This window comes from Microbacterium sp. HD4P20 (assembly GCF_019449275.2).
Lineage (GTDB): Bacteria > Actinomycetota > Actinomycetes > Actinomycetales > Microbacteriaceae > Microbacterium.
The window spans coordinates 226,150-247,684 of sequence record NZ_JAHZQZ020000022.1; the positions used below are offsets into that span (position 1 = coordinate 226,150).

General features: G+C 69.9%; 24 protein-coding genes. 19 read left to right on the forward strand and 5 right to left on the reverse strand.

Going from position 1 to position 21,535, the window contains the following annotated elements; genetic code table 11:
• The first annotated feature begins 50 nt into the window (after positions 1-50).
• Genes K0817_RS17565 through K0817_RS17575 form a run of 3 tightly spaced genes read left to right on the forward strand, consistent with a single transcriptional unit; the run spans position 51 to position 1,058 of the window.
• Positions 51-377, forward strand: a complete 327-nt coding sequence (locus tag K0817_RS17565; protein ID WP_219982971.1) for a PadR family transcriptional regulator — start codon at positions 51-53, stop codon at positions 375-377.
• Positions 374-730: a DUF1048 domain-containing protein gene (locus K0817_RS17570; protein WP_219982972.1), complete on the forward strand. Its 357-nt coding sequence runs from the start codon at positions 374-376 to the stop codon at positions 728-730. The genes K0817_RS17565 and K0817_RS17570 overlap by 4 nt, the downstream gene beginning before the upstream one ends.
• 1 nt (position 731) lies before the next feature.
• A complete protein-coding gene (locus tag K0817_RS17575) occupies positions 732-1,058 on the forward strand; it encodes a DUF1048 domain-containing protein (RefSeq protein ID WP_219982973.1) in 327 nt (108 codons plus the stop codon).
• A gap of 31 nt (positions 1,059-1,089) precedes the next feature.
• Here K0817_RS17575 and K0817_RS17580 read toward each other — a convergent pair whose 3' ends face one another.
• Positions 1,090-1,962: a GAP family protein gene (locus K0817_RS17580; protein ID WP_219982974.1), complete on the reverse strand. Its 873-nt coding sequence runs from the start codon at positions 1,960-1,962 to the stop codon at positions 1,090-1,092.
• Between the two features lie 117 nt (positions 1,963-2,079).
• Between K0817_RS17580 and K0817_RS18755 the strand changes: the two genes are divergently transcribed.
• The 3 genes from K0817_RS18755 (at position 2,080) to K0817_RS17595 (ending at position 5,061) form a co-directional block, all read left to right on the forward strand.
• Entirely contained in the window at positions 2,080-3,306 is a 1,227-nt protein-coding gene (locus K0817_RS18755) for a histidine kinase (RefSeq protein WP_253735483.1), read from the forward strand.
• On the forward strand, positions 3,303-3,947 hold the full coding sequence (locus K0817_RS17590; RefSeq protein WP_219982975.1) for a response regulator transcription factor: 645 nt from the start codon (positions 3,303-3,305) through the stop codon (positions 3,945-3,947). The genes K0817_RS18755 and K0817_RS17590 overlap by 4 nt, the downstream gene beginning before the upstream one ends.
• A gap of 367 nt (positions 3,948-4,314) precedes the next feature.
• The gene (locus K0817_RS17595; RefSeq protein WP_219982976.1) at positions 4,315-5,061 is read left to right on the forward strand and encodes an EI24 domain-containing protein; all 747 of its coding nucleotides are present in this window, start codon (positions 4,315-4,317) and stop codon (positions 5,059-5,061) included.
• A gap of 19 nt (positions 5,062-5,080) precedes the next feature.
• Here K0817_RS17595 and K0817_RS17600 read toward each other — a convergent pair whose 3' ends face one another.
• On the reverse strand, positions 5,081-6,376 hold the full coding sequence (locus K0817_RS17600) for an MFS transporter (protein WP_219982977.1): 1,296 nt from the start codon (positions 6,374-6,376) through the stop codon (positions 5,081-5,083).
• Positions 6,377-6,438: 62 nt separating this feature from the next.
• Between K0817_RS17600 and K0817_RS17605 the strand changes: the two genes are divergently transcribed.
• A complete protein-coding gene (locus K0817_RS17605) occupies positions 6,439-7,488 on the forward strand; it encodes a LacI family DNA-binding transcriptional regulator (RefSeq protein ID WP_219982978.1) in 1,050 nt (349 codons plus the stop codon).
• A 25-nt stretch (positions 7,489-7,513) separates the two neighbouring features.
• Here K0817_RS17605 and K0817_RS17610 read toward each other — a convergent pair whose 3' ends face one another.
• A complete protein-coding gene (locus K0817_RS17610) occupies positions 7,514-8,083 on the reverse strand; it encodes a TetR/AcrR family transcriptional regulator (protein WP_219982979.1) in 570 nt (189 codons plus the stop codon).
• Between the two features lie 97 nt (positions 8,084-8,180).
• Here K0817_RS17610 and K0817_RS17615 point away from each other — a divergent pair, with 97 nt between their 5' ends.
• Positions 8,181-8,753, forward strand: a complete 573-nt coding sequence (locus K0817_RS17615) for a dihydrofolate reductase family protein (RefSeq protein ID WP_219982980.1) — start codon at positions 8,181-8,183, stop codon at positions 8,751-8,753.
• A 15-nt stretch (positions 8,754-8,768) separates the two neighbouring features.
• Here K0817_RS17615 and K0817_RS17620 read toward each other — a convergent pair whose 3' ends face one another.
• Entirely contained in the window at positions 8,769-10,412 is a 1,644-nt protein-coding gene (locus K0817_RS17620; protein WP_219982981.1) for a hypothetical protein, read from the reverse strand.
• A 395-nt stretch (positions 10,413-10,807) separates the two neighbouring features.
• On the opposite strand from K0817_RS17620, the gene K0817_RS17625 reads away from it, so the two are divergent.
• The 10 genes from K0817_RS17625 (at position 10,808) to K0817_RS17670 (ending at position 20,339) form a co-directional block, all read left to right on the forward strand.
• A complete protein-coding gene (locus K0817_RS17625) occupies positions 10,808-13,747 on the forward strand; it encodes a Na+/H+ antiporter subunit A (protein ID WP_219983161.1) in 2,940 nt (979 codons plus the stop codon).
• Positions 13,744-14,304, forward strand: a complete 561-nt coding sequence (locus K0817_RS17630; RefSeq protein WP_219982982.1) for a Na(+)/H(+) antiporter subunit C — start codon at positions 13,744-13,746, stop codon at positions 14,302-14,304. Before K0817_RS17625 ends, K0817_RS17630 begins: the two co-directional genes overlap by 4 nt.
• Positions 14,301-15,902 carry a Na+/H+ antiporter subunit D gene (locus K0817_RS17635; RefSeq protein WP_219982983.1) on the forward strand — a complete coding sequence of 534 codons (1,602 nt, stop codon included), beginning with the start codon at positions 14,301-14,303 and terminating at the stop codon, positions 15,900-15,902. Before K0817_RS17630 ends, K0817_RS17635 begins: the two co-directional genes overlap by 4 nt.
• Entirely contained in the window at positions 15,899-16,531 is a 633-nt protein-coding gene (locus K0817_RS17640; RefSeq protein ID WP_219982984.1) for a Na+/H+ antiporter subunit E, read from the forward strand. The genes K0817_RS17635 and K0817_RS17640 overlap by 4 nt, the downstream gene beginning before the upstream one ends.
• Complete coding sequence (locus tag K0817_RS17645; protein ID WP_219982985.1) at positions 16,528-16,797, forward strand: monovalent cation/H+ antiporter complex subunit F; 270 nt, start codon at positions 16,528-16,530, stop codon at positions 16,795-16,797. The genes K0817_RS17640 and K0817_RS17645 overlap by 4 nt, the downstream gene beginning before the upstream one ends.
• On the forward strand, positions 16,794-17,156 hold the full coding sequence (gene mnhG / locus K0817_RS17650) for a monovalent cation/H(+) antiporter subunit G (RefSeq protein ID WP_219982986.1): 363 nt from the start codon (positions 16,794-16,796) through the stop codon (positions 17,154-17,156). Before K0817_RS17645 ends, mnhG begins: the two co-directional genes overlap by 4 nt.
• A gap of 74 nt (positions 17,157-17,230) precedes the next feature.
• Positions 17,231-18,589 (forward strand): D-alanyl-D-alanine carboxypeptidase family protein, encoded by a 1,359-nt coding sequence (locus K0817_RS17655; RefSeq protein WP_219982987.1) that lies wholly within the window; start codon positions 17,231-17,233, stop codon positions 18,587-18,589.
• A complete protein-coding gene (locus K0817_RS17660) occupies positions 18,586-18,909 on the forward strand; it encodes a hypothetical protein (RefSeq protein ID WP_219982988.1) in 324 nt (107 codons plus the stop codon). The genes K0817_RS17655 and K0817_RS17660 overlap by 4 nt, the downstream gene beginning before the upstream one ends.
• Positions 18,910-18,975: 66 nt before the next feature.
• Positions 18,976-19,842: an AraC family transcriptional regulator gene (locus K0817_RS17665; RefSeq protein ID WP_253735484.1), complete on the forward strand. Its 867-nt coding sequence runs from the start codon at positions 18,976-18,978 to the stop codon at positions 19,840-19,842.
• A gap of 107 nt (positions 19,843-19,949) precedes the next feature.
• Positions 19,950-20,339, forward strand: coding sequence for an MmcQ/YjbR family DNA-binding protein (locus K0817_RS17670; RefSeq protein WP_219982990.1), 390 nt, complete (start codon positions 19,950-19,952; stop codon positions 20,337-20,339).
• A 17-nt stretch (positions 20,340-20,356) separates the two neighbouring features.
• Here K0817_RS17670 and K0817_RS17675 read toward each other — a convergent pair whose 3' ends face one another.
• Entirely contained in the window at positions 20,357-20,626 is a 270-nt protein-coding gene (locus K0817_RS17675; protein ID WP_219982991.1) for a helix-turn-helix domain-containing protein, read from the reverse strand.
• Between the two features lie 48 nt (positions 20,627-20,674).
• Between K0817_RS17675 and map the strand changes: the two genes are divergently transcribed.
• On the forward strand, positions 20,675-21,436 hold the full coding sequence (gene map, locus K0817_RS17680) for a type I methionyl aminopeptidase (RefSeq protein WP_219982992.1): 762 nt from the start codon (positions 20,675-20,677) through the stop codon (positions 21,434-21,436).
• The last annotated feature ends 99 nt before the right edge of the window (positions 21,437-21,535 follow it).

A 21,535-nucleotide genomic window follows, 5' to 3' on the forward strand; every position in this document is an offset into this window, starting at 1 on the left:
GCTACTTTATACCGGTACTCATTGCTACGGAGTACTGGACGCGAGGCGCAATGGAAGACCTGACCGAGATGCTCAAGGGCACGCTGGAAGGGTGTGTGCTGCAGATCATCGGCACTGAGGAGACGTACGGATATGCCATCACGCGCCGCCTGAACGAGCTCGGGTTCTCTGACGTCGTCGAAGGCACCGTCTACACGATCCTGCTCCGGCTGGAGAGGAACGGCTTCGTCCAGGTGACGAAGCGGCCTTCCGGCGTGGGCCCACCGCGCAAGTTCTATGCGCTCAATGACGCGGGGCGGGCCGAACTCGCCACATTTTGGGCGAAGTGGGACTACGTCACGACACGGATCGACAAGCTCAAGGAGGACGAAGGATGAATTTCTGGGAGACGATCACCGGCAGCGACCTCACCAAGGACTGGAAGGCGTTCGAGGCGCGGGCCGAAGCACTGCCCCCCGACTACCGCGAGGCGTGGGGCGAGATCGCTATCCAGCTCCTTCCGCACGGCGACTTCACCGGCCGAAACCTCACACCGATCATGGACGGCGTGCTGGGCCTGCTCGAGGAATCGGCGGCTGACGGCCTGAGCGTCGAAGAGGTCCTTGGCGACGACATCCCGGGCTTCTGCGCCGCACTCGCCGGCGGCGACAAGGCTCGCACATTCCGCGACCGCTGGCGCGAACAGCTCAACCGCAACGTGGCACGCAAACTCGACCGGCTGGGAGCCTGACATGGGCATTCACGACATCATCGAGGGCAAGAAGCAGTGGCGAGCTCACACCGCACGCGTCAAGGCGCTCCCGCCCGACTATCAGATCGTCTACAAGGAGCTGCAGCGATATCTCTTCAAAGTGGGTCCGGTGGATCTGACCGAGGGCCTGCTGTTGTCCGAGATCGTGGACTTCTTCGAGCAGGGCGTCGCCGACGGCAAGGGTGTGCGGGAGCTCATCGGTCCTGATGTCGCCGCGTTCTGCGATGGCCTGATCAGGGACACACCCACCTACGCCGAGCTCTACCAGGCATCGCTCGAAGGCAAGGGCGACACGTCCGGCTCGTGAATCTTCGCAGCTGGGGCGGCCGAGCTGTGCCTTACCCGAGCAGGCCGTCGAGCCGCTCGAACAGGCCGAGCTCGGTCGCCGCGCCGCGGGCGATGAGGAACCCGACGATGCCGATGATCCACGCGGTGTTCTCGCGACCGGTGCGCTCCATCCAGGCCGCGAGCTTCGCGAGCGGACGCTCCACGAGAGGGGCGGCGACGCTGCGCAGCACGAGCAGCACGATCGCGGGCAGGATCATCACGGCGCAGTAGGCCGCGAGGGCGCCGAAGCGCAGCGGCATCGCGAGCGGCGCCTCGGCCAGCATCCCCATCGCCACCAGGTAGGGCAGCATCGTCGCGACCTCGACGAGCCCCGCCGCGATCGCCACCGCCATGACCGCGCCTCCCGATGCCTGCGGTGACAGCAGCCGGTCGCGCCAGCGCGTGATTCGCGAAGGCGCCGGAGTCTCGGGCGCCGACGCCGGAGGCGCGGGCGGGGTGATCGGGGGCGAACCGGCGAGGGACGTCGTCGCCCACGACGGCGACAGGCCCGACGCCTGCGCACCCCGGCTCGTGGCGGATGCTGTGGCTACGGCATCCGCCTTCTTCTTGGATCCTGTGCCCATGAGGATCGCGGTTAGCAGCAGCGCGGCGCCCGCCACGAGACGCGCGACCTGCCCAGCGGGCGACGACAGGAACCCCTGCGCGACGTCGACGAGGTTCACCAGGCCCAGCGTGAACAGCATGCCGACGGCGAGGTAGAACGTGGCGATCGTCACCAGGTACAGCAGCACGCGGCCGGAACGCACGCGGCCGGGCGCGAGCAGGAGGAACACCGGGATCAGCAGCGTGCCGATGCTGAGGCCGTCCAGCAGCGCGAGGACGACGAGCGTGAGGGCGAGCGGGGCGTCGGCGATCAGTTCCATGGTGCGAGCCTCACGCGGGCGCGACGCGCGCACATCGGCAAGAGGAGGGAGGCGTCGCCGCGGTGCCTCGTTCCTTCGACGGATGCCGCGGCCCGACCGGAGTGGTTGCATGAAGTCGTGGAAACCAGCTCCGGCGTGTTCGCCGCCGTCCGGACGTGGGTGCGAGCGCACCGCGGTCCGGCCGACGCGCTCGCGTATGCGGCCCTCTCGGTTCTCACGGCCGCCGTCGGGCTCGTGGGGCTGTGGTCGATGTTCTCGCTGCTGCCCGCGCCGGTGTCGCCGTGGTGGTCGCTGATCTTCGCGTTGCCGGCCTCGGCGCTTGCGCTCGTGCGGGCGAGGGCGCCGTTCGCCGCGCTCGCGGTGGGCGTCGCGCTGTGCATCGCCGACCTGCTCACCGTCGGCGGCATCACCACCTTCATCGTCGTACTCGACCTGGTGTACGCGGCTACTCGTACCTCGTCTGCGGCGGGCCGGCGCCGCATTCTGCTCGGAGTCGGCGTGGCCACGGCGCTGGTGACGGCGGCCGCCTTCGCCGTGTCGCGCGACCTGCAGGTCACAGTGGTGATCGGCCTGCAGATCGGTGCGCTCCTGGGCACCGCCTACTGGTACGCGACGGCGGTTGCCCAAGCGCACGAACTGGTGGAGCTTCATCGCCAGCGCGCCCTCGACGCCGAGCGCCTCGCCGAGCGCGACCGCGCCGAGGCGGTGCGGCACGAGCGGGAAGACATGGCGCGAGAGCTGCACGACCTCGTCGCCGGGCATGTCTCGGCGATGGCGATCCGGGCGGAGGCGGCGCTGGCCTCCCCCGGCTCGGCCGATCGGTCGGCGTCGAGCGCCTCGCCGGAGGCCGATCGCGCGGCGCTGCGCGCCGTACGCGACTCGAGCCTCGAGGCGCACCGTGCGCTGCGGTCGATGATCGCGGTGCTGCGTACGGGTGCCGACGCGCCGGCGGCTCCGCTGCGCCGCGACGCGTTGCCGACGCTCGTCGAGGACGCCCGCCGCCACGGGTTGCACGTGACGTTGGATGATGCGATCGCCGGCGACGTGCCCGCGCCGGTCGACCAGGCGCTTGCCCGCATCGTGCAGGAGTCTCTCGCCAACTGCCTGCGGCACGCGGCGGGCGCCGACGTCGCGGTGGCCCTCGAGGCCGACGACTCCGACGTGCGCGTGCGCGTCGACTCGCGCGGCGGCGCGCGGCTCGAGCGGCCTGCCCTGGTGGGCAGCGGCTGGGGTCTCGAGCTGCTCGCCGAGCGGGCGCGAGCGCTCGGGGGTCGCTTGCAGGCGGGGCCCGTGCCCGGCGGCTGGTCGGTGCAGGCCGAGATCCCACGGGAGGCGCCGGCATGAATGGATCGGTGCGAGTGCTCCTCGCCGACGACCACGCCGCGATCCGCGAGGGCCTGCGGATCATGCTCGAGACGCACGGGCTCGAGGTCGTCGGCGAAGCAGCCGACGGCGCGGTGGCGATCCGCAACGCTGCGGCGCTGCATCCGGATGTCGTCCTGATGGACCTGCGCATGCCGGGAGTCGACGGCATCGCCGCGACCCGCGAGATCGTCGCGAGCGGCTCGGCCGAGGTGCTCGTGCTGACGAGCTTCGACGAGGACGAACTCGTCGACGGCGCGCTGCGTGCGGGCGCCGCCGGGTTCCTGTTGAAGACGACGGATGCCGCGACCCTCGTCGACGCCGTGCGACGCGTCGCTGCGGGTCAGGGCGTGCTCGACCCCGGTGTGACCCGGCGCGCGCTGGCGCTCATCGCGAGGGACGACGGGCCGGTGGCCGGCCCCGCGACACACGGTCTGGATCACCTGACCGAGCGCGAGCGCGAGGTGCTCGAAGGCATGCGGGCAGGCCGGTCCAACGGCGAGCTGGCCGCCGATCTCGGCATCTCGGTCGCGACCGTCAAGACGCACGTGTCGAGCGTGCTGGCCAAGCTCGGCGCCCGCAGCCGCTCCCACGCCGTCGCGCTCGCCGCGGGCGACGCCTGACGGCGTTCGACTCTCCGCCGGTCGCATCCCCGGCGTCCCTCCCACGCCAGGTCGCCTCCCGGTGTTCGGGTGGCGCGACGCGCGGGAACCTCGGCGCCGATCCCGCAGGGTGCGACCCCCGAGCGCCGTGCGAGGTCGCTGCCCGGTGTTCGGGTTTCGGGTGGCGCGACGCGCGGGAACCTCGGCGCCGACCCCGCAGAATGCGACTCCCGAGCGTCGTGCCGGGTCGCTGCCCGGTGTTCGGGTGGCGCGACACGCGGGAACCTCGGTGCCGACCCCGCAGAACGCGACCCTCGAGCGCCGTGCCGGGCCCGCGCCGGCCCCGGCCCGGCCCCTGCCCGGCGCCCCCGGCCCGTACGCTGAGGGCATGCGTGAGTTCGCCCGGGGTGTGGGCTTGCTGGCCCGCGGATTCGGCTATTGGCGGCAGCGGCCGGGGGTCATGGCGCTCGGCATGCTTCCCGCCGCGATCGTCGCCGCGCTGCTGCTGTCGGGTCTGATCGCGCTGGGCATCTTCCTCCCGGGAATCACCGAAGCGGTCACGCCCTTCGCCGATTCGTGGCCGGGGCTGTGGGCCACCGTCATCCGGATCGCCGTCGGCACAGCCGTGTTCGGCTCCGCGCTCGTCCTCGTCGCGATCTCGTTCACGGCGCTCACGCTCCTCATCGGCGAGCCGTTCTACGAGCGCATCTGGAAGGCGGTCGAAGCCGACCTCGGCGGGGCCGAGCTCGACGCCGACTACGGTTTCTGGCGCTCCGTCGGCGACACCCTCTCGCTCATCGGTCGCGGTGTCGCCGTCGCGCTGCTCGCGGTGCTCCTCGGTCTCATCCCCGTGGTCGGCAGCGTGCTGGGCACGGTGTGCGGTGTGCTGCTCACCGGCTGGCTGATCGCGGACGAGCTCAGCGCGCGGGCGCTCACGGCGCGCGGCATGACGCGTCCCACGCGGCGGGCCCTGATGCGCAGGCATCGGGGACGGATGCTGGGATTCGGCGTTGCGACGCAGCTGTGCTTCCTCGTGCCACTGGGTGCCGTGGTCACCATGCCCGCGGCCGTGGCCGGAGCCACGCTCCTCGCCCGGTCGGTGCTCGACGACGCGACACCCTCGACGATCGAATAGACGCGACGAACGAGCCGGCTCAGTGGTGGGTGTGGCCTGCCCCCACGGTCGAGCCGGCGATCGGCTTGGCCGCCGAAGAGGCGAGACCGGATGCCACGGCCAGCGCGACCAGGATGTACAGGGTGTTCAACAGTCCGATCTGCTCGCTGATGAATCCGAGGATGGGCGGTCCGCACAGGAACGAGATGTACCCGATCGTCGCGGCCGCGCTGACGCGCGCGGCGGCCTTGGCCGGATCGTCCGCGGCGGCCGACATGCCGAGCGGGAAGCCGAGCGACACGCCCGCGCCCCACAGCGCCGCTCCGACGAACACGAGCGGGATGCTCGGCGCGAGGATGAACAGCAGCAGACCGCCCGCGGCGAGCACCGACAGCGCGCGCAGCGTGTTCACGCGCCCGAAGCGATCGACGAGCGGTCCGCCGAAGACCCGCACCACCGTCATCGAGACCGAGAACACCGTCAGCCCGAGCGCACCGATGGCGGGCGTCGCGCCGTGCCCCTCGACCATGCCGAGCGCCAGCCAGTCGTTCGCGCCACCCTCGGCGAAGGCCATGCCGAGCATGATCACGCCCAGGGCGTAGGTGCGCGGCTCACGCCAGGCAGACAGCGAGGTGTGAAGACGCTCGCGCCAGTGCGCCTTGTCGGCCGCGGCGGGGCCCACGCGCCCGGAGGCTCCGGGCGACGCGCCAGCGGCGCCTGGAGGGGGCGTGGGGACGGTGTCTCCGGTGATCTCCGTCTCGGGGACGTTGGCGTACGTCGCGAACGCGATGCCGACGATAACGACCGCCATGACGGCCGTGTGCACGAGCACGTTGATGTGCCAGCCGGCCGCAGCGGCGCCGATGCCGGCGCCGATCACGGTGCCGAAGCTGAAGAACCCGTGGAACAGCGGAAGGATCGTCTTGCTCGACTGCTTCTCGATCGCCGCGCCCTCGACGTTCATCATGACGTCGACCGCGCCGTTGCCGAGGCCGAACAGCACGAGCCCTGCCACGACCACGACGAAGGACTGCAGGACGTCGGTGCCGACGCCGATGATCGCGACGCCCGCGGCGAAGACGAGCATGGCCACGAGCATCCCTTTTCGAGCGCCGAATCGCGCGAGCACCACGCTCGACAGCGAGAGCCCGACGATGGAGGCGATTCCGGCCCCCAGGAGCATGAGCCCGATCTGGATGTTGTCGACGTCGAGCGTGACCTTGATGGCGGGAACCCGCGATGCCCAGGTGGCGATGCTCAGGCCGCTCGCCAGGAAGATGGCGAAGACCGCTGTGCGCCAGCGGACGTACTGGGAGCGGGTCAGGACGAGTTCCATCCGGACAGAGTACCGAATCGATTCGACACGCGGCGCACCGGACGGGTTACGATCGACTCGTCATGAGCACGCGCCGCGCCACGATCTCGGATGTCGCCCGCGAGGCAGGGGTCTCGCCCTCGACGGCGTCCGTCGTGTTCAGCGGCAAGACGCCCGTGTCGGATGCCACCCGGCGCCGGGTGCGCGACGCGGCCGCCGCACTCGGCTATACCGGACCGGACCCCCGCGCGGCGTCGCTGCGCCGCGGACGCTCCGGCATCGTGGGCGTGGTCTTCGAGGAGCACCTGCGCACGGCGTTCCTCGATCCGGTCAAGACGCTCATGATGGACGGCCTCGCCGACGCCGTCGCCCCGCTCGGAGCGGGCCTGCTGCTGCTGCGCGATCACGAGCCCGCGGGATCGGGACCGTCGCTGACCACCGCCCCGCTCGACGCGGCCGTGCTCGTCGGCTGCAGTGGCCTTCTGCGCGAATCCCTCGACGCGGTGCGGGCACGTGGCATCCCGGTGGTCGTCATCGAAGGGGATGCCGGCCACGACGTCCCACGGATCGGCCTCGACAACCGAGAGGCTCAGCGGCACGCGGCCAGCCACCTGCGCACCCTCGGACACCGCGACGTCGCCATCGTTGCGCTCCCCGCCAGAGCCGGGTGGGAACGGGGCTGGCTCGGCGACGGCACGGCCATAACGATCGACGTCACGCGCGAGCGCCTCGCGGGGGCGTTGGACGTGTTCCCGGATGCCCCGGCCTACGCCGCGGCGGGCAGCTTCATCGACGAGGGCCTCCTGGCCGGTCGCGAGATCTTCGCCGGCCCGGCGCGTCGGCCCACCGCCGTGATGGCGCAGTCCGATCTGCTGGCCGCCGGGGTGATCCGCGCCGCCGAGGAAGCGGGGCTCCGCGTTCCCGAGGACGTCAGCGTCACGGGGTTCGACGGGATCGTCGTCGACGGGCTGGCGCCCTACGAACTCACCACCCTGGTGCAGCCGGCCGCCGACAAGGGGCGCGCCGCGGGAGAGGCCGTGGCCGCGATGCTCGACGGCGGCGTGGCGGCCTCGATCAACTTCACGTGCACCTTCCACGAGGGCAACACCACGGCTCCGGCTCCGGCCGGCTGAGCCGCGGCGCAGCCGCCCGCGCGACCTACTCCGGGGGAACGACGGCCGTGACGAGGTCTTCGACCAACTGGTCGATGCCGTTCTCGTCGCCGGGCAGCAGCCCCGGCAGGGTGAGGTACTCCAGGATCAGGCCGCTCATGCCGAGGTAGAGCAGCAGGGCCGTTCGCCGATCGCCAGGGAAGCCGCCTTCGACGTGTCCGGCTGAGATCTCGTCGAGGTTCGCGGCATACCGGTCCACGATCGCGTCCGCGAGGTCCGGACGCCGTACCGCCTCGAGCCGAAGCTCGTAGAGCGCCAGAAAACCCTCGCGGTCGGCGCGCGCGCGGCCGAGCAGCTCCTTCATGAGCTGAACCTCCCGGGCGCGAGTCGGGGCACCGAACTCGGGGACGGGATCGGGCGTGAGTCGCTCGAAGACGTAGCCTCCGAGTTCGCGGAGCAGCTCCTCCCGGTTGGCGAAGTAGTTCGACGTCGTCCCCTGTGGGACTCCGGCGGCCTCGTCGACTGCGCGGAAGGTCAGCCCCCGGGCACCTTGACGTGCCAGCACGTCGATGCCTGCGTCGAGCAGCTGGCGGCGGCGTTGCGGGTTGGCGACCATCGCCCCAGTGTCGCACACAACCACTGCACTTGCAGTACTCCACATGTAGTGGTTAGTCTGCGGGAGTGCGACCGCCGGTCGCCAGGAAGGAGCCACCATGCGTGAGCTGACGTACTACATCGGCATGACCCTCGATGGGTTCATCGCGGGTCCCCACGACGAGGTCGACTTCTACCCGCTCGCAGAAGACCACAGCGCGCATATGAACGACGCCTATCCCGAGGTGCTGCCGACGCACGTGCGGCAGGCGATCGGCATCGACGACGTGCAGAATCGCGGATTCGACACCGTCGTGATGGGCCGCCGCACGTACGATCCGGCGCTCGAGATCGGCATCACGAGCCCGTACGCGCACCTGCGGCAAATCGTGGTCAGCCGATCGATGGATGCTTCGCCCGACTCGGCGGTGGAACTCGTGCGCGATGACCCGCGCGGCTACATCCGTGAGCTGAAGGCCCAGGAAGGGCTGGGGATCTATCTCGCCGGCGGAGGACGGCTGGCGGGTGAACTCCTGCCCGAGATCGACCGCCTCATCGTCAAGAAGTACCCCGTGGTCGCCGGCAGCGGGCTGCCGGCGTTCGCCGCGGACTTCGCCCCGGTGCAGTTCGCGCTTGAAGAAGCGCTGACCTTCAGCAACGGATGCGCGGTTCTGCGGTACCGCCGCCGATAGGGCCCTGCCCCTGGGTCAGGAACGCTGCGGGCCCAGGGGCAGCGCTTCGTCGCCGAAGTCGGCGATCGTGTATCGGCCGCACGAGACGTGCCGGGCGTCATCGACCGACGCGCCTTCGGGCAGATCGAAAGCGGGGGACTGAGCATCCAGCACCAGGAACGACACTTCTCCCACCGCGAAGTCGTCGCGGTTGACCAGCCACGCGTAGCCGCGCAGCTGGTGGTCGACCTGCACGAGCGCGCGCGGGTCGGCCAGATGCGCCTTCGGCAAGCGCACCGTCCAGAACTGGCCGGCGCCGGTGCGTCCCGACCGCTCGACCCACTCGACCACGCAGTCGAGGTCGGCGTCGGGCGCCGTCACCGCGGTGACGATCCGGGGGACGCCGACCGCCCCGGCGAGGATCAACAGCACGACGGCGCCCGCGCCGGCGAAGCCGACAGCGACGGCTGAGCGACGGCTCGGGTTCGTGCTCGCCGCGACACGCGTGCGGGCCGAGAGCAACCCCGGCACGACGATCAGTCCGAGCAGCGGCGCGAAGGCCGCCGGCTGCAGGTATCGCGCGGCGTTGGTGCCGAGCGCGATCGCGCCCACCACGACGAGCAGCGGCAGCACCCAGCCGTACGCGGTCACGACCGCAGCGCCCAGGTCACCTCGGCGGGCGAGTACCGCGGTCGCTGCGACGCACCACGCCCACAGTGCGAGCAGTACGAGGGCGGATGCCGCTCCCCACGGCGCGCTCCACCGCTCGGCCAGCAGGGTGCCGTAGTAGCCGAGCGACTCCGCCCATCGCGACGGATCGGCGTAGCCGGCTCCGGTGTTGGCGATGAGCGGGGCCAGCGGCATCCGTCCCACGAAGCCCGTGGCCGTTCCCGCGATGAGCGCGCCTGCCAGCCACAGCGCGGTGCCGCTGCGCGTCAGTGCCCACGTCACCACGAGCACGAGCCCGAGAGGGACGGTCGCCCACGCCGCGAACAGCGGATTCGTGACGACGGATGCCGCGGCCACGACACCCAGCACAGCCACCGGCGTCCACGGCACGGCGCCCGAGGCGTCGGGGTCGGTCGTTCGAGGGTCGGCTGCGGCGGCATCCGTTGCGGAGTACCGGCGGGAACTGCCCCCTGAGCCGACGTTGCGCCGATGCCGCCGGTCCAGCGCCCGGCGAGCGAGGCCCACGGCGAGCACGACGCCGATCACCGTCGCGCTGTAGTACGTCGTCAGGGTCAGCAGAGACGCGAGCTCGAGCGCATCCCGAGAGGGAGAGGTCTCGCTGACGGCGATGAGCCCGAACGTCGCGAAGGCCAGGAGCGCTCCCGCGATGGGCGCGCGCACCCGCGCCGTCGAACCGGCGACGACGCGGAGGGCGCCGTAGAAGGCGACGAGGTTGACGATGCCCGCGAGGGCGAGCGTGCCGTTCACCCCGAGGCCGAAGAGAGTCAGCATGCCGAGCACGGCAGTCTCCGGCAGGAAGAGCACGGTCGACATGGCCCAGTCCTGCGGCTGCCCGGCGGCGACGGATTGCACGACGAGGGTCGTCACGAGCGAGTCCCCGTCGCGGAACATCAGCTCCGAGCGTGCGGATGCCGCCACCATCGCAACGACTCCGACCGAGGTCGCAACCGCCGCGGCCAGCCCCAGCAATTCCTCCGCCCATCGGGGCATCGCGACACCGCGCCGTCCCCGAGCCTGTCGAACACCCACGCCTCACTCTCCCACGCTCCCTCATCCCCCTCTCCCCCTTGTTCCCCTCTCCCCCTCTCCCCCTCTCCCCCTCTCCCTCCCGACCATGTCGCTCCTGCGCCGAGCATGTGGGTTCTGCACCGACCATGCCCCACATGGTCGGTGTGAAGGGGACATGCTCGGCGACAAACCCACATGGTCGGCGAGAAAGGGACATGGTCGGCGAGAGGGAGGGAGGAAGGGAGGGAGGGAGGGAGGGAGGGCGGGAGGGCGGCGGGAGAGGGACGGGCGCGCTGCGCGGGTAGACTGGCTTCGACACCCCGATCGCCCGAGCCGCGCGCGTGAAGCCCCCGGCCGACGACCACGAGGAGGCCCGGATGCTCCTCGTGCTCGGCGCGTTCGCGGTCGTCCCGCTCCTGCTGCCGTGGCTGGTCTCGCACATCGGCGCACGCGCGTTCTACGTCGCAGCGATCCTCCCCGTCGCGGGGTTCGTTCAGGCCGCCGTGTTCACACCCCGGGTGATGGCCGGCGACATTCCGTTCGAGTCATACGCCTGGATTCCACCCCTCGGCATCGACCTCTCGATGCGCATGGACACGCTGTCGTGGCTCATGACGCTCGTGGTCACCGGTGTCGGCGCTCTCGTGATGATCTACTGCCGCTGGTACTTCCGCGGCAAGTCCGAGAACCTCGGCCAGTTCGCCGCGGTGCTGCTCGCCTTCGCCGGCGCGATGTACGGACTCGTGCTCACCGACGACCTCGTCGTGCTCGTGATGTTCTGGGAAGTCACGAGCGTGCTGTCGTACCTGCTCATCGGCTACTACAACAAGCGCGCGGCGAGCCGACGAGCGGCCCTGCAGGCCCTTCTGGTGACGACGCTCGGCGGGCTCGTGATGCTCATCGGCGTCGTGCTTCTCGTCGTCGATGCCGGCACGTCCAGCATCTCGACCATCCTCGCCGAAGCACCCACCGGCCCCGTCGTCGACGCGGCGCTCGTGCTGATCCTCGTGGGTGCGCTCAGCAAGTCGGCGATCTTCCCGTTCCACTTCTGGCTTCCGGGCGCGATGGCCGCCCCCACGCCGGTGAGCGCGTACTTGCACGCGGCGGCGATGGTGAAGGCCGGCATCTACCTCATCGCTCGGCTCGCACCGGTCTTCGCGATCGCGCCGACGTGGCGGCCGATCGTGATCGGCCTGGGCGTCTTCACCATGCTTCTCGGCGGACTCCAGGCACTGCGCGAGACCGACCTCAAGCGCGTCCTCGCGTTCGGAACTGTCAGCCAGCTCGGCATGCTGACCGTCGTGCTCGGGTACGGCACGGCAGATGTCGCGCTCGCGGGACTCGCGCTGCTGCTCAGTCACGCGCTGTTCAAGTCGGCGCTGTTCCTCGTCGTCGGCGTCATCGACCGTCAGCTCTCGACACGCGATCTCACAGAGTTGTCCGGTGTCGGCCGGCAGGCACCGGTCATGGCGACGTTCTCGATCATCGCCATCGCCTCGATGGTCGGCATCATTCCCACGATCGGCTTCGTCGCCAAGGAGGGCGTGCTGGCGGCGCTGCTGCACGAAGCGGCCGGCGGAGCGGTGTGGGGAATCGTCGCGCTGGCGGGCATCGCTCTGGGTTCCGTCCTGACCGCTGCTTACGGCATCCGGTTCGTCTGGGGCGCCTTCTGGACGAAGCGGGATGCCGCGGGCGAGCGTATGCCGCAAACGGAATGGCCCGACCCGCCCATCGGGTTCCTCGCTGCACCGGTGGTGCTCTCGGGGCTCACGCTCGTCGCCGGGTTCTTCGCGCCGTGGCTCGACAAGGTCTTCGCTCCGTACGCCGAGCAAGCACCGCTGTCCACACCCGGCGTGGCCGCTCCGGAGCATCCCGCCCACCTCGCGCTGTGGCACGGCCTCGAGCCGGCGCTGTGGATCTCGCTCGCCACGATCCTCGTCGGCGTGGTGGTGTTCTGGGTGAGCCGGGCGTGGCGCCCGGTGAAGCGGCTGCTGCCCTTCACCGCGGCCGACGTCTACAACGCCGCTCTGCGCGGCGTCGCGCGCCTCTCGGTCGTGACGACGAGCTTCACCCAGCGCGGCTCTCTGCCGGTATATGTCGGCACGATCTTCGTCGTCTTCGTGGCGGCCGAGGCGACGGCGCTGCTGGCCAGTCAAGAGCTGCGTGCGCAGCTGGACGCGTTCCAGACGCCGATGCAGCTCGTGGTCGCGCCGATCATGATCGCCGCGGGGCTGGTGGCAGTGCGCGCGCGCAAGCGCTACACGGGAGTGGTGCTCGTGTCGGTCACGGGCCTCGGCATGGTGCTGCTGTTCGCCACGAGCGGCGCGCCCGACCTGGCGGTCACCCAGGTTCTCGTCGAGACCGTGACGCTCGTGGCGTTCGCGCTCGTGCTGCGCCGCATCCCGTCGCGTCTCGGCGAGCACAACGCGTCGGTGTGGCCGGTGGCGCGCGGCGTGCTGGGCGCGGCGGTCGGCGTCACCATGGCCTTCGTCGCGATCGTGGCGACCTCGGCACGTGTCGAGGAGCCGATCTCGGATGCGTTCCCCGAGCTCGCGTACGAACTCGGGCACGGCAGGAACGTCGTCAACGTGGCGCTGGTCGACCTGCGCGGCTGGGACACCATGGGCGAGCTGTCGGTGCTGATCCTGGCCGCGACGGGCGTGGCATCCCTGGTCTTCGTCACCCACCGCGCCGACACGCTCTCACGTTTCTCTCCGCTCCCGTCGGGAGCGACCCGCAGCCGCCGGCCACTCGTCGAGACCTCGGATGGGCTGCAGCAGGGCGCGAACGAGCGTGGCAGCGGGCGTATGGCCTGGCTCGTCGGCGGACAGCGCGTGCGACCCGAGAATCGCTCGATCATCCTGGAGGTGATCGTGCGCATCCTCTTCCACACGATCATCATCGTGTCGCTGTATCTGCTGTTCGCCGGCCACAACCTTCCCGGTGGGGGATTCGCCGGCGGCCTGGTCGCGGGCATGGCCCTGGTGATGCGCTACGTCGCGGGTGGTCGGTACGAACTGGGCGCGGCTGCACCGACCGACGCTGGGCGCCTCCTGGGCGCGGGCATGACGATCGCCGTCGCGTGCGCGATCGTCCCGCTCTTCTTCGGCGCGCCGCCCCTGACCAGCACCTTCTTCGAGACCGAGCTTCCGATCATCGGCCACGTCGAGTTCGTCACTTCGACCCTCTTCGACGTCGGGGTGTACCTCGTCGTCATCGGGCTCGTGTTCGACGTCCTGCGCAGCCTCGGGGCCGAAGTCGACCGTCAGGCGCACGAAGCGCGCCAGGGTCGCCCGGGCGAGGTGGGTGTCTCGTGAACGTCTCTCTGGTGCTCATCGTCGTGATGGCAGTGCTCTTCGCGTGCGGCGTGTACGCGATGCTCGAACGCAGCCTCACACGCGTGCTGATCGGCTTCCTGCTCCTGGGCAACGCCGCGAACCTGCTCCTGCTGATCGTGATGGGCCGGCCCGGCGTCGCGCCGTTCTTCGGCACCGCGGCAACGCCCGACGAGATGTCGGATCCGCTGCCCCAGGCACTCACGCTCACCGCCATCGTCATCACCTTCGCCGTCTCGGCCTTCCTGCTGGCTCTCATCTACCGCTCCTGGCAGCTCGGACAGGCCGACACCGTCGTGGACGACGAGGCCGACCGCGCCGTGCGCGAAGGCACCGCCGACGTCGAAGAGGCCATGGACGACGAGACCGAGATCGAACACACCGACGACGACACCCCCACGGACTTCGTCGGCACCGAGACCGCCCCGATCCGGATCATCGGCAGCCGTGACTTCGCCGGCCTTCGCGACGACGCGCCGGTCGATCGTGCCACCCCGCCCCGCGAGACCGGTGGCCGCGACGGAGGTGAAGACTCGTGATCGAATTCGCTCCCGCCCTCGTCCCGCTGCTCGTGACGCTGCCGCTCCTCGGCGCCGCGATCGCCCTCATCGCCGGCCGCCACCGGCACACGCAGGTCGTGGTGTCGGTCGTCACCCTCACACTGGTGTGCGCGATCGCGGCAGTCCTGCTGTTCGTCGTCGACGTCGGCGATCAGGCCATCGCCGTGTCGGTCGGCGGCTGGCCGATCCCGTTCGGCATCGTGCTCTACGTCGACCGGCTCGCGGCACTGCTGGTGATGGTCTCGAGCATCGTGCTGCTCGCCGTGCTGCTCTTCTCGGTGGGGCAGGGCGCCGCCGACGGCGACGACGAGACGCCCGTCTCGATCTTCCATCCGTCGTACCTGATCCTGGCCGCCGGGATCTTCAACGCCTTCATCGCAGGCGACCTGTTCAACCTCTACGTCGGATTCGAGATCCTGCTGGTCGCGTCGTACGTGCTCATCACGCTCGGTTCCACCGAGTCCCGCATCCGCACCGGCGTGGTGTACATCGTCGTGTCGCTGGTGTCGTCGATCCTGTTCCTGTCCGCGATCGCGATGATCTACGGCGCGCTCGGAACCGTCAACATGGTGCAGATCGCCGAGCGCATGAGCAGTCTGCCGCAAGAGACGCAGCTCGTGCTGCATCTCATGCTCCTGGTGGCCTTCGGCATCAAGGCTGCGGTCTTCCCGCTGTCGTTCTGGCTTCCAGACTCGTACCCGACCGCGCCGGCACCGGTCACGGCGGTGTTCGCGGGTCTGCTGACCAAGGTCGGCGTCTACGCGATCATCCGCACCGAGACGCAGCTCTTCCTCGACAACGATGTCAACCAGCTGCTGCTGTGGGTGGCGCTGGCGACCATGATCGTCGGCGTGCTGGGCGCCGTCGCGCAGGCCGAACTCAAACGCATCCTGTCGTTCACGCTCGTCAGCCATATCGGCTACATGATCTTCGGCCTCGCGATCGCGACGCCCGCCGCGATCGGCGCGACGATCTATTACATGGTCCACCACATCGTGGTGCAGACGACGCTCTTCCTCGCCGTCGGGCTCGTCGAGCGCCGCGCCGGCAGCACCTCGATCCTGCGCGTCAAGGGGCTGATGAAGGCGGCGCCGGTGATCGCCGTGCTGTACTTCATCCCCGCGATCAACCTCGGCGGATTGCCGCCGTTCTCGGGCTTCATAGGAAAGTTCGCCCTCTTCGACGCCGCGGCCGAGGTGGGAACCCCCCTCATGATCGTGCTGATGGTTGCCGGCATCGTCACGAGCCTGCTCACGCTGTACGCGCTCATGCGTGCGTGGAACCTGTCGTTCTGGCGGGAAGAGGATGACTCCGCCGAGACCGAGGCGCGCATCTCTTATCTGGGCGCCTCGCAGGGCGCAGCACTCGAGACGGAGCGCCGGGTCATCCCGAAGATCATGACCGCGTCCACCGCAGGCATGGTGGCCGTCACCGTCGCGCTGACGATCTTCGCCGGACCGCTGTACGACGTGTGCACGCGCATCGGTGGCGCACTGCTGCAGCCGATGACCCTCGTACAGCTCGAGCAGGAGCGCGAAGACAGCAGCGGCGAGCCCGAGAACGGGGTCGAGCCATGACGCGAGTGACGGATGCTGAAACCCCGCGCCTTGCGAGCAAGCGGGGTCTGTTCGCGCGGGCTTGGCGGCAGCTGCCGTTCTTCGCCTGGCTCATCGTTCTATGGATGCTGCTGTGGGGGCAGTGGACCTGGCTCGCCTTCCTCACCGGCCTCGTCGCAGCGGTGGTGGTGACGCGGATCTTCCGCCTGCCCCCGGCCGAGCTCTCCGGCCGCCTCAACCCGTGGTGGGGTCTCGTCTTCGTGGTGCAGTTCTTCGTCGCACTCGTACGAGGCTCGCTGATCGTCGCCTGGCAGACTCTGGACCTGCGCCGTCAGCCGGGATCGGCCATGATCGCGGTGCCGCTCGCAACGGACGACGACCTGATCATGACGCACACCGCGGTGACGGCATCCCTGATCCCCGGCTCGATCATCCTCGAGACGGACCGCGACCGGCGGATCCTCTACCTGCACGTGATCGGCGTGCACAGTGATGAGGATGTCGAGGAGCATCGCGAGTACATCCGCGAGTGGGAGGCGCGCATCGTGCGCGCGGTGGGTTCCCGTGACCAGTTGCAGGCCGTGAAGGCAGCGGCTTCCGCACGCCGTGAGGCCGACCGCGCGGCCCGCATCGCCGGAGGTGCCGAGTGAACGTCCTGCTGATCGTCATCTACGTCGTCTTCACGGTGGCCGCCCTCCTGACCCTGTGGCGTGTCGTCGTCGGCCCCTCGATCCTCGACCGGGCCGTGGCATCCGACGTCCTCCTCACCGAGGTGATGTGCGTGCTCGGCGCCGAGATGGCGATCAACCAGCACACCCGCAGCCTGCCGGCGCTGCTGATCATCGCGGCCGTGGGCGTCTTCGGCTCCATCTCGATCGCTCGATTCGTGGCGCGAAGGGACAACGTCGACCGATGAACCTCGAACAAGCCCTCGACCTCGCCGCGCTGATCCTGATCCTCCTCGGCGCGCTGCTGTGTCTGACCGCGGCGATCGGACTTCTGCGTTTTCGCGATGTGCCGGCGCGCCTCCACGCAGCCACCAAGCCTCAGGTTCTGGGGTTGATCCTCATCTGCCTGGCCGTCGCGCTCTCGCTGCGGTCGTGGCCGGTCGTCGCCTTCCTCGTTCCGGTGGTGCTGATCCAGCTCGCGACCGCGCCGCTGTCGGCGCACATGGTCGGGCGGCAGGCGTACCGCAACGGCACGATCGACGAAAGCGGTCTGTACGTGGACGAGCTCGCCGAATCCAAGCGCACTCCTCCGGCTGCGGGCGGCTGACTCCGCGGTCGCGGCCAACGCGCGGGCAACCCGCGGTGATGCATGATGGATCCACATCAGCGACGGGGCCCGCCATGACGACGCATCACCAGACGCCGGATGAGCTGTCCGAATTCGCGGAGCTCCTGCGGCACGAGGAGGAGTTCCCGGTGGGCCGCGCGCAGGTCGATGCGGCGCGCCGTCGACGCCGGCGGCGCCGTGGTCTGCTCGTCACGGCGATCGTGCTCGCCGTCATCCTCGCGGTGTCGGGCGGCTACGTCGGCTGGGCGCTGTCGGCGCCTCTGAGTGCGCCGGTGCTGTCGTCTCAAACCCCTGCGGCGCCGGTTCCCTCAGCTGCGAACGTCGCTCTCCCGGCCGAAGGCATCTCGGCGATCAGCGTCGCCGGGGCGGACGAGTATCTCGGCGCCGGAGCGAGCGGAGTATGGCTGACCAGCGGCACGGACGAGGCTCGTCCGATCGCCAGCATCAGCAAGCTGATCACCGCCCTCGTCGTGCTCGACGCCAAGCCTCTCGCCCCGGGTGAGCCGGGACCCACGATCACCTTCGACAAGGCCGATCACGACCTCTACGACGAGTACTACGTTCTGGGTGCGACGATCGCCGCGATGCCCACCGGCAGCTCGATGTCGCAGTACGACGCGCTCGCGACGATGCTGGTGCCGTCCGCCAGCAACTACGCCGAGGCCGTGGCGACGTGGGCGTTCGGGTCGGAGTGGGCCTTCTTGAACGCGACGCGTGGGTGGCTCGCGGCCCACGGCCTCACGTCCACCACCATCGTCGAGCCCACCGGCATCAACCCTCGCAACACCAGCACGCTCGGCGACCTTCTTGCGATCGCCAAGCTCGCGGCGGCGAACCCGGTCCTCGTGCAGATCCTCGGATCGTCGTCCGTCTCGGTACCGGGGCTCGGCGTCATGTCGAACACCAATGATCTGCTCGGCACCGAGGGGATCACCGGGCTGAAGACCGGCAACCTCGGCGAAGGGACCTACAGCCTGCTGTACACCGCATCGCTCGACGTAGGCCTCACCGAGCCACTGAGCGTGACCGGCGTGATGCTCGGCGGGTGGTCGCGTCAGTCCGTCAACAGCAGCGTCGCGGCTCTGCTCAGCAGCATCCGTCAGGGATTCCGCTCCGTGCCGCTCGCGGAGGCCGGGCAGGTCGTCGGGACCTACTCCACCCCGTGGGGCTCCAGCGCGCGTCTCGTCGTGGGCGACAGCGCCTCGGTCTTCACGTGGTCCGACACGCCGATCACGGTGACGATGGCCACCACCGCACCGGAAGCATACGAAGACGGCCAAGTGGCGGGAGGCCTCATCTGGTCTGCGGGGCCGGATGCCGCAGCATCCGATCTCGAAATCGAAGGCAGCATCAAGCCCCCCACCGCTTGGTGGCGACTGACACACCCCGCCGAGCTGGGAGACTCCGAGTGACACCGAGCGACACGACCACGCGCCGGATCGACCTCACGATGCACAAGCCGCGGTTCGCGCTCTACGGCGGGGTGAGGCCCACGCTCGTCATCGGCGGGCGCGGCCAGCCGGTGCAATGGGGCCTCGGAACGTGGCAGGTCCCGGCGGACCAGACCGTGGTGCTCGGGGTCTTCCTCTTCAACCGCATGTGGCGCTTCGGTCAGGCCGAGTTCGCGCTCGAGCCCGAGCACGCGCCCGCGCTGGTGTACCGGGCGCCGGTGCTGCCGTTCCTCCGCGGGCAGATCCGCCTGCTCGAATCCCAGCCGGGGCAGGGCGACTGAATCGGACCGGGATTGTCGGGTGCGCGGTCGCGTCGATGACGAGGCTTGATGCAGAAAGGGGACGCCGTGATCGCAGCTCTCAACCGACTCGTCGAGATCATCGAGCGCCAGCTCACCGATGAGATCGACATCGCCGGCATCGCGAGCGGTCTCGGCACCACGGAGTACCACCTGCGCCGGATGTTCTCGTCGCTGGCCGGTATGCCGCTGTCGGAGTACGTGCGGCGGCGCCGCATGGCTGTCGCGGCGGCCGACGTGCTCGGCGATGAAGATCTGCTGGGCATCGCCGTCCGCTACGGCTACGGCTCCACAGAGGCGTTCAACCGGGCATTCCGAGCCGTGCACGGCGTGAGTCCTGGCGACGTGCGTCGCAACGGCGGTCCCCTTCGCACACAACCGCAACTCAGGTTCCGCCTGACCGTCGAAGGGAACACCACCATGGACACTCGAATCACCGACCGACCCGCGTTCGCGCTGGTCGGATATGCGACCCGCGTGCCCCTCATCCACCAGGGGGTCAATCCGCACATCCAGGAGCACATCACCGGGCTGCCGGCATCCGCTCACGCTCGACTCAAAGAGGCGAGCAACACCGAACCCGCGGGACTGCTCCAGGTGAGCGCCGATGTCGACCCCGACTACACGGACGGCAGCGAGCTGACGTACCTCCACGGCGTTGCCGTCGCCGAGGGCACCGAGGTGCCCGACGAGCTCGACAGGATCGACGTGCCGGCCGGGGCGTGGGCGGTGTTCCGCACCGAGGGCCCGTACCCCGAGGCTCTGCAGTCGACGTACGCGGCCACGGCGGCGGACTGGTTCCCGTCGAACCCGTGGCGGCTTCGCCCCGGTCCGTCGGTGGTGGCGATTCTCGATCGCTCGGACGACTTCAGCACGGCGACCACCGAGCTGTGGCTGCCGGTGGAGCGGGCCTGACAGGGGGTTCGCGCCCTGCGGGGAGACTCGGGCGGGGCGGGCGAAGTTCGCGCCGGGGGTGAAGTTCGCGCTCCGCGGGTGTCAGGGGTGGCCCATACCCTCGAGGTGTGGCCACCCTTGACGACCTGCGGCGCGTGACGTCGGGGCTGCCCGGCGCCGAGGAGCGTGCGACGACGGGAGGGGCCGCGTGGTTCGTGCGCGGCAAGCTCTTCGCGTGGGAATGCCACCCGTGGCCCAGCATCCCCGAAGACATGCGCGCGATCATCGCGCGCGAACTCGTCGTCGGCGTCAAGGTCGCCGACAGTATCGACGCGGTTGCCCTTCGCGAGATGGCGCCAGACGTGTTCTTGGGCGCCACGACGCGCTGGGGCGAGCCGAAGGTCGCGTTCCGGATGGCCGGAATCGACGACGACCATCTGGTCGAGCTGGTGACCGAAGCGTGGCGCGTTCAGGCGCCCCGATACCTGCGGCGCGAGTGGGACGAGCGCGAGGCCTGAAGCTCTCGGGTGGGCGCTCAGGCGCTGCGCGCGCCTCGGGATGCTGCGCCGGCCCATTCGTCGGCCAGCTCGTCGAGCGACAGTCCGAGTGCGTCCCCGAGTGCCGCGACGACCCCGAATGCCGGGCTCGGCATCCGGCCGGTCTCGATCTTGCGCAGCGTCTCGGGCGAGATTCCGGCCTGGCCGGCGACGTCGGTCAGCGATCGGGAGCCGCGGGCGAGCCGCAGCGCCTGGCCGAGCCGGCGCCCCGCGGCGAGTTGCTCAGGGGTGAGGGGTGCGCGAACCATCATGTCGGTGTTCCCTCCACGTCAATGACCGGTATTATTATACCGGTCATGATCTTCATCCATACTCCCGCCGAGATCGAGCAGATGCGCCCGGCGGGCGCCTTCGTGCGAGACACTCTAGCCACGTTGTCGAAGATGGTGGCCGTCGGCGTCAACCTTCTCGAGATAGAGGATGCCGCGAGGGCGGCGATCGCGCAGCGTGGTGCCGTCTCGTGCTACTGGGATTACGCGCCCTCGTTCGGCAATGGGCCGTTCCGCAACGTCATCTGCCTGTCGGTCAATGACGCCGCCCAGCACGGCCTGCCTCACGACTACCGGCTTCGCGACGGCGACGTGGTGAGTCTCGATCTGGCTGTCTCGGTGGACGGATGGGTTGCGGATGCCGCGGTCACCGTGATCGCCGGACGCCCCGACCCGGCAGACGAGAGGCTGATCCGTTCCACTCAAGAGGCGCTGGCAGCGGGCATCGCAGCGGCCCAGCCCGGCAACCGCGTCGGCGACATCTCCGCGGCGATCGGTGCGGTGGCGGCGAAATACGGCTACCCCGTCAACCTCGAGTTCGGCGGCCACGGCGTCGGCCGCAGCATGCACGAGGACCTTTCCATCAGCAACGACGGGCGGCCCGGTCGGGGCTTCCCCCTTCGACCGGGGCTCGTCTTCGCCCTCGAGCCATGGTGGGCCAAGACGACGGCGCGGATCCGGATGGATGCCGACGGCTGGACCGTCCGCTCCGCCGATGGCAGTCGCGCCGCGCATTCCGAGCACACGATCGCGCTGACGGCGGATGGGCCGTTGGTGCTGACGGAGTAGTCGATCGGGGGCATTCGGGCGTGGGAAGTGGAAACCGGCGCAGTCTCGCCCCGATGCCGCGCGCGTCAGCCGATCGACGCCCTTGAGCGTTCAGTTGGG